Below are 12,017 nucleotides of genomic sequence, written 5' to 3' on the forward strand. Positions count from 1 at the left end.
AGCAGCGCCGGCAGGGCGCGTCTCGAACCACGCAACCCTTACCCCGCCGCCGTCGCGATCAGGCGGGTGTAGAAGTCGGTCATTCGCTGCAGGTTCTCCAGCGACATATGCTCGTTGGTGCCGTGGATCATGGCGAACTCTTCGACCGAGGCGTGCATGGGCGCGAAGCGGTACACGTCCTGCGCCACGCCGGTCATGTAACGGCTGTCGGTGCCTGCCGTGACCAGGCCCGGGGCGACGGGGACCGAACCGCCCTCCGACGCCAGCGCCGCGAGGATCTTCCAGCCGTCAGACGTGGCCGAGGAGACCGGCGAGGGGTCGATCGCCCGGCCGCCTTCCCACGACAGCTGGACATCCAGGCCCTTGGTGACCTGCTGTGCGCGGGTCATGACCTCCTGGGCCGTCTGGCCGGGCGCGATGCGGTAGTTGATCCAGGCCGTCGCGTCCTGCGGCAGGACGTTTTCCTTCGGGCTGCCTTTCAGCATCGTCGGGGCGATGGTCGTGTGCAGGGTCGCGGCGCTGGCCGGGCTCTTCGACAGCTGGCTGATCAGTACGGGGCCGAACAGCCAGGTGTTGGCGGCCGCGACCTTGACGATGCCGCCGGCATAGGGCGCGACGGCGCGGATCATGTCGGCGCCCGGACCCTGGAACTTCATCGGGAAGGGATGGGAGGTGACGGCCAGAACGGCCTTCGCCAGCGTCTCCACGCCGGTCTCCGTCGGCGGGGCGGAGGAGTGGCCGCCCTTGGCCGGGGCGACGATCTTCAGGGTCGCGTAGCCCTTTTCGCCGAGGCCGATGACCGCCACCGGGCGGCCCACCATCGGGAAGTCCTTCACCACGGCCATGCCCTCGTCGAGCACGAACAACGCCTTCACCCCGCGCGTCTTGAGCAGGGCGGCGGCTGCCTGCGCCCCGGTCCCGCCGGCTTCTTCGTCCTGGCCGCTGACGAAGATCACCGTCCGCTTCGGCTTGAAGCCCTTCGCCGCCAGGGCGTCGGCCGCTTCGAACATCATCACCAGGGTGCCCTTGTCGTCGACCGAGCCCCGGCCCCACACGGCGCCGTCGGCGATCTCGCCGGCGAAGGGCGGGTGTTTCCAGTCGCCTTCGGTCCCGGCGGTCACCGGCACCACGTCCTGGTGGCCCATCAGGATGATCGGCGCCAGCGACGGGTCCGACCCCTGCCAGGTGTAGACCAGCGCCCGGTTGGGCAGGATCTCGCGGGTCATCGCCGCGTGGGCGGCCGGATAGGTCGCGGCCAGCCAGGCGTGGAGCTTGTCCCACTGGGTCCAGTCGTTCTCGTCGCGGTTCTGGTGGCTGACCGTCAGGATCTGCACGGCCTGGGACAGGTGCAGGGCGGCCTTGCCCTGGTCGACCGGCGTGACGTCGGCGATCTTGACCGCCGAGAGGTCGACCTGGGTGGCCGGTTTGAAGGTCGCGGTCCGGACCGCGACGACCCCGCCCAGCAACGCCGCTACGCCCACGCTCGTCAGCGCGATTTTCGCCCAGGTTTTCATGCGATCCTCCCCGATCTCTTGTTGGGGGGACAGTAGGAGGGAGCTTGTCATCCCGCCAAGTCACTTTCCTCTCCCGGAGGGAGAGGACGAACCCGGCCGCCTCCCTGTCCGAACCGTAACTTGCGCTCGCCGTCATCTCGCGTTGCAACGGCCGGCCGGTGGCAATTTCGAGGACATCTGGATGACTTTCGACAGACGACAGGTGCTGACGCTCGGCGCCGGGGCGGCTCTCATGGGCGGTGCGGCCCGTGCGGCGGAGGACCCCGATCAGGCGGCGCTCGACGCGCTGCTGACCAGCACCGGCGTTCCCGCGCTGGCCGGCGCGGTGGTTACGCCCAGGGGTCTGGGAACCCTGATCGCCGGCGGCGTGCGCCATCTGGGCGCGCCCGACAGGGTCACGACCGGCGACCTCTGGCACCTGGGATCGAACACCAAGGCCATGACCGCGGCCCTCTATGGTCGACTGGTCGACGCGGGTCTGGCGCGCTGGGGCGCGACCCTGCCGGCCCTGTTCCCGGATCTGAAGCTGGATCCCGCCTGGTCGACGACGACCATCGAGCAGCTGATGAGCCACACGGCCGGCGCGACGGACAGAGGCGCCATCGACACGCCCTGGCTGATTGCCGCGCATGGCGCGACCAATCCCGTCACGGAGCAGCGGACCGCGTTGGCCGCAAAGGTGCTGGCCGCGCCGCCGGCCGGAAAGCCGGGTCAGTTCGAGTACGCCAACCTCAACTTCATCCTCGCCGGCGCGGCCATCGAGCGCATCGTTCGGACCAGCTGGGAGGTCGCCATCACCGACCGGCTGTTCAAACCGCTGGGCATGACCAGCGCAGGCTTCGGCGCGCCGAAGGGTGCTCAACCCTGGGGCCATCGCCGGCCGCCGCTGGGCGTCGGCGAGCTGATTCCCATGGACCCGAAAGGCATCGCCGACAACCCGCCGGCGCTGGGCCCGGCCGGTACGGCCCATATGACCCTGACGGACTACGCCAAGTTCATTCGGCTGTTCCTCACCGACGGAGGCGACTTTCTGAAGCCTGAGACGGTCGTCCACCTGACCACGCCCGCGCCGGGCGCCGGGTACGCTCTGGGCTGGGGCGTGACCAGCGGCCAGCCCTGGACGCGTGGCCCCCAGCTGGCGCACGAGGGCTCGAACACGATGTGGCACATGCTGGCCGTTCTCGCGCCGAAACGCGGCGTCGCCTTCATCACCGCGGCCAACGCCATGATGCCCGATGGCAAGAGCGCTCCCCGCCAGCTTTTCCGGCAGCTCCAGCAAAGGTTCGCACCGGCATGAGGCTGGTCTAGTCTCGCCGTCTGTCACGCTCAGGGGGAGCCATGACGAGCACTTCGGGATTGACGGCGCGTCGGGCCCTGATCGCTATTGGCCTGTGCCTGCTGGCGGCCATGCTCGAGGGGTTCGACATCGCCTCGATGGGCGTGGCCGCGCCGAAGATGATGCCGGCGCTGGGGCTGTCGAAGCCGGAAGCCGGGTGGGCCTTCAGCGCCAGCCTGTTCGGCCTGCTGTTCGGCGCGGCCATCGCCGGGCCGCTGTCGGACCGCATCGGACGCAAGCCGGTGCTGCTGACGGCGGTGACGGTGTTCGGCCTGTTCTCGCTCGGCACCGCCCTGACCCATGCCTATGAGCCGTTGCTGGCGGTGCGCTTCCTGACCGGGCTGGGCCTGGGCGGCGCCATGCCGATGCTGATCGCCATGGCCTCGGAGCTGGCGAGCGAGGGGCGCCGCACAATGGTCGTTTCGACGGTCACAGCGGGCATGCCGCTGGGCGGGGCGCTGGTCGGGCTGCTGGCGCGGACCGAGCTGGCGGCCGGCGACTGGCGGGTGATCTTCCTCGTCGGCGGGGCCGCGCCGCTGCTGCTGGCCTTGGCCCTGTGGCTCGGTCTGCCGGAGACGGGCGGCCGGTCCGCCGCGCCGGAGAAGGGCGCGAGTCTGATGGCCCTGTTCGGCCCGGGCCGGCTGGGCACGACGCTCAGTCTGTGGGCTTCCTACGCGGCCATCGCCCTGGTGCTGCACCTGTTCCTCAACTGGCTGCCCAGCCTGCTGGTCGCGCGCGGCGTCGAGGGCCGGGCGGCAGCCGGGATTTCGACCCTGTTCAATCTCGGCGGCGCGGCCGGCGGGGTGCTGGTCGGGCTGACCATCGACCGGCTGGGCGCGCGCTGGCCGCTGGCGGGGGCGGTCGCAGGGCTTGTGGCCGTGCTGTTCGCGCTGGCCGCGCCCGGAGCGGGTCTGCCGACGACCGCGGGACTGGCGTTCGGGGCTGGCTTTCTCATCATGGCCACGCAGTTCGGCCTCTATGGCGTCGGACCCGGATATTACAGCCCGGCCGTGCGCGGGACCGGCGTCGGCGCGGCCATCGCGGCGGGGCGGTTCGGATCAGCGCTGGGCCCGGTGATGGCGGGCCAGCTGCTCGGCGGCGGAGCGAGCGCGGGGCAGGTGGTGCTGTCGACCGTGCCGATCGTGCTGCTGGCGGGGGTGATGGCCATGCTGCTGACAGTGGTGGGGAAGAAGGCGGAGTAATCTCCCCGCTCCCACCAGTTCCGCTCATCCTCGCGGAAGCGAGGACCCAGGTTTGCCGAAGGTGCACTCACTTCAAGGGATGTCTGGCGCGGGGCGTGTATCCGGAGATTTGCTGAACAACAGCCCCGACCGTGAGTGCACCGGCCGTAAACCTGGGTCCTCGCTTCCGCGAGGATGAGCGGGGGGTGGGGTGATGACACTCACCCCAAAGCCTTGATGGAATGGGAGCGCGAGCGGTCGCCTTGGTCAAGGACGGCCCTCTGGGCCGCCGCGTCGCGACCGGCGAAGCCGGTCCTTGAGCAAGACGCCCGCCCGCGCAATGCTCGGCCAAGGCAGAAGGGCGGGGACCGCCGGATGCCGAAAGCCGACGCTCCGGAGGGCGGCTATGGGTGGGAAGCGGATATTGCGTCAGGTGAATGGCCGACCGGGCTCGTCCTCGTAGTCGTATGTGTTCCATGGCTCGGGCAGGCCAGGAACGCGCGCCTCGAAACAAGCGATGTGGCACCACCAAGTCTTGGTGACTTCGCTGCGCGTGCCGACAGTCATGTAGGTGGGGTCGGCACCCGAGTAGTCGAGCCTGCCGCAAAAGCAGCAGGGCGTTATTGGGTGGGGCTGGTCGCTCATCGCGACAATGTGCCAAGACGCGCGAATGACGACAACGGGTCGAAAACAGACGCGGGCCTACTCGCAGCCCCCCAAACGCAAGACGGCGGCTCCCTCGCGAGAGCCGCCGCCCGAATGCGATCGGATGTGGAAGCCTAGACCCCCATCTCCGCCGAGATCTCCTGGACCTCCTCGAAGGTGCGCAGGCCGGGGCGCTGGGCGCACACGAGGACGCCCATGTTGCCGGGCAGGTGCTGGTTATCGAGCATCTTCTCGTGGGCGGCCGGGATATCCTCCCAGCGGAACACTTCGGACAGGCAGGGGTCGACCTGGCGGTTGATCACCAGCTGGTTGGCCGCGCTCGCCTGCATCAGGTTGGCGAAGTGGCTGCCCTGGACGCGCTTCTGGCGCATCCACAGGAAGCGGGCGTCCATGGTCAGGTTGTAGCCGCTGGTGCCGGCGCAGATGGCGACCATGCCGCCGCGCTTCACCAGGAAGACCGAGACCGGGAAGGTGGACTCGCCGGGGTGTTCGAACACCATGTCGACGTCCCTGTTGCCGGTGATCTGCCACACGGCTTTCCCGAACTTGCGGGTCTCCTTCATGTAGTCGTTGAACTCGGGACCGTTGACCGTCGGCAGCTGGCCCCAGCAGTTGAACTCCTTGCGGTTCAGCACGGCCTTGGCGCCCTGGCTGAGCACGAAGTCGACCTTGTCGTCGGAGCTGACCACGCCGATGGCGTTGGCCCCGGCCACGGCGGCCAGCTGCACGGCGAACACGCCCAGACCGCCCGAGGCGCCCCAGACCAGCACGTTCTGGCCGGGCTTCAGCTCATGCGGCTTGTGGCCGAACAGCATGCGATACGCGGTGGCGAGGGTGAGGGTGTAGCAGGCGCTCTCTTCCCAGGTCAGGTGGCGCGGGCGCGGCAGAAGCTGGCGCGACTGCACCCGGGCGAACTGGGCGAAACTGCCGTCCGGCGTCTCGTAGCCCCAGATCCGCTGGCTGGTGGAGAACATCGGATCGCCGCCGTTGCACTCCTCGTCGTCGCCGTCGTCCTGGTTACAGTGGACGACCACCTCGTCGCCGAGCTTCCAGCGCTTCACCTTGGAGCCGATGGCCCAGACGATCCCCGAGGCGTCGGATCCGGCGATATGGTAGGGGTGCTTGTGGCCGTCGAGCGGGCTGATCGGCTCGCCGAGCGCGGCCCAGACGCCGTTGTAGTTCACGCCGGCCGCCATCACGAGCACCAGCACTTCGTCCTCGCCGATCTCCCAGGTGGGGACCACCTCGACCTGCATGGCGGTGGCCGGGCGCCCGTGGCGCTCCTTGCGCACCGTCCAGGCGTACATGTTCTTCGGGACATGGAACGGCGGCGGGATCTCGCCGATCTCGTACAGGTCCTTCACGGGCGTCATTTCGAGCGTGGCGGTGGTCATCTGGCGGTCCGTTGAGCGTTCTTGGGGGCGCGTTTCTGTTGCAATGCAGTAGCGCCGGGTCGTGTTCCGGCGGTTCGCGTACCATCGGGCCGCCCGACGAAAACCGGCCCGTGATCCGTCTGTTTTCCCGGAATCGACGCAAAGCTTTGCCCTGAGACATCGCCGTTCGCCGCCCGTAGGGGAAGGATCGTGTGACAACTGTTTGAAACTGGCAAGCGGATTCTTGTGCGCCGCAACATGGTCGGGGCCGCGCGCGGGTGTTACGGCTGGCGAACGGGAGGGCCGCATCGCCATGACCATCCATTTCAGCCGGCCGGCGCCTCATGTCGCGTTGATCGAACTCGACCTGCCGCCGACCAATGCGCTGGGTAACGCCATGCGTCGCCAGCTGGCCGCGGGGCTCGACGCGATCGAAGCGGATCCCGACGTGCGCTGCATCGTCCTGACCGGGCGCGGCAAGCTGTTCTGCGCCGGCAACGACCTGCGCGAGCTGGCCGGCCGGGCGGCGGACGACCTGTCGCCGATCAGCGACTTCAATGCGCTGATGGGCCGGATCGAGGCGCTGCGGATGCCCGTCATCGCGGCGGTCAATGGCGGGGCGTTGGGCGGCGGCCTGGATCTGGCGCTGTCCTGCGACATCCGGCTGGCGGCAGAGGGCGCGACCTTCACCGCCTCCGGTGTCAATGTCGGGTTGATGGCCTCCGTCGGACGTCTGCCGAAGCTGATCGGCGTGGGGCCGGCCAAGGCCATGTTGCTGACCGGCCTGCCGGTTGACGCCGCGACGGCGCTACGGACGGGACTGGTGACGGCCGTGTATCCGACGGACCGACTGATGGGCGAGGCCCTGACCCTCGCCGGCCAGATCGCCGCCCGTGCGCCGCTGGCCGTCGAGGCCGCCAAGCGCTTCGCCGGCATGGACGCCGCCGGGCAGGCGCAGTGGATGGACGCGACGCTGGTGTCCCTGGCTGACAGCGCCGATCATCGGGAGGCGGTAGCGTCGTTCCTGGAGAAGCGGCCGCCGGTGTTCCTGCGGGTATAATTCGGCCATGCCGGCGCATGAAATCAAGGGTTGCGGCGCGGCATAAACACCGACACAAATCCCGCATGACGAGAGTGGAAATCATCGAACTGGCTGAACGACGGAAGAAGTTCGCCCGGTTTCAGGCGCTGCCTGCCTCGATCGCTTTCGTAGTGGTGGTCCTTATGGGCGCTGCGGTGTTGGTGCTGGGCCCGTCCTCTAGCGAATTTCCGATTGGTCTCGAACTCAGCGGGCTGTTGTTTCTCATGTTCAGCGGCGTCCTGATCACTCAGGTCCAACTCGCCGCCGAGAGCCAGGCGATTCGATACGCAGGCGGACCGCTGATCGTCCAGAGCCGCCCGAGGCATCTGGCTGTGCTCCTGCTCGGGAGCGTCTTGGCGACGTTGGGATCAGGCCTTTTGGTCGCGGCGCTCGTCGCGTTTATCAATGGAAGCCTGCTGATAGCGCTCGGGTTCGTGGCCGTTGGCTCAATGGTCGGCGGCCTTGTTTCGATCGGGGTTTTCGTCCGGCGCCTGTATCGACCAGAGCCCATCGTGGTCGTGTCAGACGAGGGCGTCTTCGCGCCGGCTGTTATGCGCCGCCCTGTACCTTGGGAAGACATCGAGTCAGTGCCCGTCGCTGCCAGTGGAACCCCGCTTCTGATTGCGCTGAAGACTCGGAAGGACCCGGAAAATTATCGCTCAGTCTGGTCGCGCCCTTTGAACAAGATCGCCACCCATGTCGTCTATGGGCGGGCTGCGGATGCAAGCCAGGCGGACGTACTGCTGGCCATCGCCCACTACAGACCAGCGTTGATCGACGCCCTGACGCTGCCGGCGGCCAAAGGACTTCGAAGCGCAATTTCACCTGCACGCACGATCTAATCGCCACCACCCCGATCCGTGCCGCCACCGCGAAACTTTGTTGCGTTGCAGCATTGGCTCGCGCATCTTCCGTGCGCCATGACCCAGAAGCCTTTCCAGCACGCCCCTGACGCCCCGTGGATCTTCCGCACCTATGCGGGCCACTCCACCGCGGAGAAGTCCAACGCCCTGTACAGGCGCAACCTCGCGGCGGGGCAGACCGGGCTGTCGGTGGCCTTCGACCTGCCGACCCAGACCGGCTACGACGCCGACCACATCCTGGCGCGGGGCGAGGTGGGCAAGGTCGGGGTGCCGGTCGGGCATCTGGGCGACATGCGGCTGCTGTTCGACGGCATCCCGCTCGACAAGATGAACACCTCGATGACGATCAACGCCCCGGCCGCCTGGCTGCTGGCGATGTACGTCGCCCTGGCCGATGAACAGGGCGCGCCACGCTCGGCGCTGCAGGGCACGACGCAGAATGATCTGATCAAGGAGTATCTCAGCCGCGGGACCTATATCTTCCCGCCCGAGCCGAGCCTGCGACTGATCGGCGACATGATCGCCTGGTGCTACCGCGAGGTTCCGAAGTGGAACCCGATGAACGTCTGCAGCTACCACCTGCAGGAAGCCGGGGCGACGCCGGAACAGGAGCTGGCCTACGCCCTGGCGACGGCCATCTCGGTGCTCGACACGGTCAAGGCCGGCGGTCAGGTCCCGGACGAGGATTTCGAGATCGTCTGCTCCCGGATCAGTTTCTTCGTCAACGCCGGCGTCCGGTTCGTCACCGAGCTGTGCAAGATGCGCGCGTTTACCGCCCTGTGGGACGAGATCCTCAAGGACCGCTACGGCGTGCAGGATGCCAAGGCCCGCCGGTTCCGCTACGGGGTGCAGGTCAACAGTCTCGGCCTGACCGAGCAACAGCCGGAGAACAACCCCTACCGCATCCTGATCGAGGCCCTGGCTGTGACGCTGAGCAAGGACGCCCGCTGCCGCGCCCTGCAGCTGCCGGCCTGGAACGAGGCGCTTGGCCTGCCCAGGCCCTGGGACCAGCAGTGGAGCCTGCGCATGCAGCAGGTGCTGGCCTATGAGACCGACCTGCTGGAATACGAGGACCTGTTCGCCGGCAGCCATGTGGTCGAGGCCAAGGTTGCCGAGCTGAAGGCCGGGGCGCTGGCCGAGCTGGCGAAGATCGACGCCATCGGCGGGGCCGCCGCGGCCATCGGCTACATGAAGAGCGAGCTGGTCGGGTCCAACGCCGCGCGCGTGCGGGCGGTCGAGACCGGCGGTATGACCGTGGTCGGCGTGAACCGCTGGACGGACACGGAGCAATCGCCCCTGTCGGCCGGCGAGGGCTCGATCGAGACCGTTGATCCGAAGCTGGAAGCGGGCGTCGTCGAGCGTCTGAAGGCCTGGCGTGCGTCGCGGGACCACGCCGCCGTCGAGGCCGCCCTCGCCGACCTGAAGGCCGCCGCCCGCGATGGCCGCAACATCATGGAACCCTCGATCGTCGCGGCGAAGGCCGGCGTGACCACCGGCGAATGGTCCTTCGCCCTGCGCGAGGTGTTCGGCGAATATCGCGGCCCGACCGGCGTGGCCGTGGTCGTGGCCACCGGAGAGGACGCCGAGGACATCGAGGCCGTGAAGAAGGACGTCGAAAGGGTCAGCGAAGTGCTCGGTCGCACCCTGACCTATCTGATCGGCAAGCCGGGCCTCGACGGCCACTCCAACGGCGCCGAACAGATCGCCACCCGCGCCCGCGCGGTCGGGATGGAGGTCCACTACGACGGCATCCGATCGACCCCGGACGAGATCGTCCGCCGCGCCAAGGAGACCAACGCCCACGTCGTCGGCCTGTCGATCCTCAGCGGCTCGCACCTCGATCTGGTGCAGGAGGTCGTGCGGGTCATGCGGGTCGAGGGGCTGGGCCACATCCCCGTGGTGGTCGGCGGCATCATCCCGCCCGACGACGCCCTGATCCTGAAGCAGATGGGCGTGCGCCGGGTCTATACGCCCAAGGACTTCAAGCTCACCCAGATCATGGCCGACGTGGTCAAGGTGGTGGAGGACGCGGCGCTGGCGCCGGCCTGAACGATTTGTAACGTCAAATCAGGCCCGTCAGGGGTGGCCTTTCCGGGCGGAGCGCTTTAGGCAAGCGCCCCGAAAGGAATTAACCATGTCCGACACCCGTGCTTTCCGGATCGACGCCGCCGACGCCGCCCCCGCGATCGGCCTCGCCGCCCTGTTCTCCGGTGTGGATGGCCTGGCCCGCGCGGCCGGCGCCGTGGCCCTCGGGTCCTTCCTGTTCGGCATGATCGTCGTTCTGGTCGCCGCGGCGGCCTGACTTCCCCGTGAGGCCGGGTTAGCCTCATCCCATGCCCCTCCCTGATCGCCTGCGCCGGCCGAACCACAGGCTGACGGCGCTCGGCTGGATCGTGCTGTCCTCAAGTCTGGCCATGGCGGTTGCAGGACTCGTCTGGGCCGTGCGCACGCCGGGCGGCCTCTGGATGCTGCTGGCGGTCGGCGTGACCGGCGGCGCGCTGCGGTCAGTCCTGCGGCGGCGTCAGTCCGCCCAGCCGCCAGGCGGCCAGCCAGCCCGCGAAGGACACCGGCAGGAAGGCCGCGAACAGCCAGGGGCCGTTGGCCAGCGCCAGACCGGGGTCGACGCCGTCGGCGAACCCCAGGGCGCCGGCGACCGCGCTGGCGGCGGCGGCCCCGAAAGCGCCTCCGATCAGCTGGGCGGTCGGGACGGCTGACGATCCCAGCGGCTGTTCGGCGTCCGGCAGGCTGGCGACGATGCGCTTGGCGACAAAGGCCCAGGACATGCCGAACCCGGCGCCCATGACGATCATGGCCGCGACGATCGAGGCGATCGACCCGTGCGGTACCGCCCAGGCGCCGCCGGCCGTGCCGAGGAAGACCAGCGTCGCCCCCAGCCGGATCATCTGCCCGTCACGGTTCTGCACCCCCGCCACGAGCATGGCGACCAGGGTCCAGCCGGCGGCAATGGCGGTGATCACATAGCCGGCAACCAGCGGCGTGGCCCCGTGCAGTACCTGCACGAAGGCCGGACCATAGACCGTGAAGGTGATGGTCGCCGCCTCCAGCCCGAAGATCATCAGATAGCCGGCGCCCGCCGTCCGGGTCAGGTCGCCGGCGGACAGGGGCAGCAACACCCCGCCGGCCCTGGCGTCGATCCGCAGCAGCAGCGCGAGGCTGGCGAGCCCGGCGACCCCCAGGGCGACGGCCATCCAGACGGCGCCCACAACGCCTGCCGCGGCGATCAGCGTCACGCCCGCGGTCAGTACGACGAGCTGCGACATGGGAACCCTGGTTTTCGTCTCCGGTGGAGGAACGGACTTCTTCACCAACAGGAAGGTGGCGGCCACGAAGATCAGGCCCTGGGCGCCGAAAAACCAGAACGCGTCGCGCCAGACCCCGCCTTCTGCGAACACCGCGCCGATCATCGGCCCGAACAGGGTCGCCACCCCCCAGACGCCGGCGATGGCTCCATAGACCCTCACCCACAGCTTTTCAGGGAAGAGGGCGTTGATGGCGACATAGCAGAGGGCCACGACGGCCCCGGCGCCGAGCCCCTGGATCAGGCGTCCCGCGACGAAGATGAAGAAGCTCGGCGCCAGGGCGCTGATCGCGCAGCCGACGGCATAGGCCGCCCCCGCCAGCGCCGTCGCCGGTCGAAGGCCCAACGCCAGCGAGACCCGCCCGGACGCGGCGCCGGCGACGATCGAGGCCAGCAGGAAGGCGGCCACCGACCAGCCGAAATACTGAAACCCGCCGATGTCCTTCGCGATGGTCGGCGTCAGGGTGACCGTCACCAGCGCGTCCGCCGCGTTCAGCCAGATGCCGAGGCAAAGAAACGCGAATCGCGCCGCAAGGCCGGGCGCCATCAGGTCGCGCCAGCCCGCGCCGTCGGTCTTGTCGATCGGGTTCGCCATGAGTGAGCTTAAATGGACGTATCCGGCGGTCCCGCCAAGGGCGCTGGCGTCCGCGTTCAGGCCGCGCAAAAATGGCGAAACGACAAAAC

9 protein-coding genes are annotated in these 12,017 nt (G+C 68.7%); 6 read left to right on the plus strand and 3 right to left on the minus strand.

Annotation, left to right across the window (positions count from 1 at the left end; genetic code table 11):
* Positions 1–38: 38 nt before the first annotated feature.
* Positions 39–1,514 (minus strand): M20 family peptidase, encoded by a 1,476-nt coding sequence (locus ACODSL_RS16830; protein ID WP_488901877.1) that lies wholly within the window; start codon positions 1,512–1,514, stop codon positions 39–41.
* A gap of 181 nt (positions 1,515–1,695) precedes the next feature.
* Here ACODSL_RS16830 and ACODSL_RS16835 point away from each other — a divergent pair, with 181 nt between their 5' ends.
* Complete coding sequence (locus ACODSL_RS16835; RefSeq protein WP_488901878.1) at positions 1,696–2,811, plus strand: serine hydrolase domain-containing protein; 1,116 nt, start codon at positions 1,696–1,698, stop codon at positions 2,809–2,811.
* A gap of 41 nt (positions 2,812–2,852) precedes the next feature.
* Positions 2,853–4,052: an MFS transporter gene (locus ACODSL_RS16840; RefSeq protein ID WP_488901879.1), complete on the plus strand. Its 1,200-nt coding sequence runs from the start codon at positions 2,853–2,855 to the stop codon at positions 4,050–4,052.
* A gap of 758 nt (positions 4,053–4,810) precedes the next feature.
* Here ACODSL_RS16840 and ccrA read toward each other — a convergent pair.
* Positions 4,811–6,091: a crotonyl-CoA carboxylase/reductase gene (gene ccrA / locus ACODSL_RS16845; RefSeq protein WP_488901880.1), complete on the minus strand. Its 1,281-nt coding sequence runs from the start codon at positions 6,089–6,091 to the stop codon at positions 4,811–4,813.
* Between the two features lie 292 nt (positions 6,092–6,383).
* Between ccrA and ACODSL_RS16850 the strand changes: the two genes are divergently transcribed.
* The 4 genes from ACODSL_RS16850 to ACODSL_RS16865 all read left to right on the plus strand — a co-directional run bounded on the left by ACODSL_RS16850 (position 6,384) and on the right by ACODSL_RS16865 (position 10,316).
* Entirely contained in the window at positions 6,384–7,130 is a 747-nt protein-coding gene (locus ACODSL_RS16850; RefSeq protein WP_488901881.1) for an enoyl-CoA hydratase/isomerase family protein, read from the plus strand.
* 74 nt (positions 7,131–7,204) lie between these two features.
* On the plus strand, positions 7,205–7,993 hold the full coding sequence (locus ACODSL_RS16855) for a hypothetical protein (RefSeq protein WP_488901882.1): 789 nt from the start codon (positions 7,205–7,207) through the stop codon (positions 7,991–7,993).
* Positions 7,994–8,071: 78 nt separating this feature from the next.
* Positions 8,072–10,063 carry a methylmalonyl-CoA mutase family protein gene (locus tag ACODSL_RS16860; RefSeq protein WP_488901883.1) on the plus strand — a complete coding sequence of 664 codons (1,992 nt, stop codon included), beginning with the start codon at positions 8,072–8,074 and terminating at the stop codon, positions 10,061–10,063.
* Positions 10,064–10,148: 85 nt separating this feature from the next.
* On the plus strand, positions 10,149–10,316 hold the full coding sequence (locus ACODSL_RS16865; RefSeq protein WP_488901884.1) for a hypothetical protein: 168 nt from the start codon (positions 10,149–10,151) through the stop codon (positions 10,314–10,316).
* Positions 10,317–10,518: 202 nt separating this feature from the next.
* On the opposite strand, the gene ACODSL_RS16870 is transcribed toward ACODSL_RS16865, so the two are convergent.
* Entirely contained in the window at positions 10,519–11,928 is a 1,410-nt protein-coding gene (locus ACODSL_RS16870) for an MFS transporter (RefSeq protein ID WP_488901885.1), read from the minus strand.
* Between the last annotated feature and the right edge of the window lie 89 nt (positions 11,929–12,017).

The organism is Caulobacter sp. FG121 (assembly GCF_057809815.1).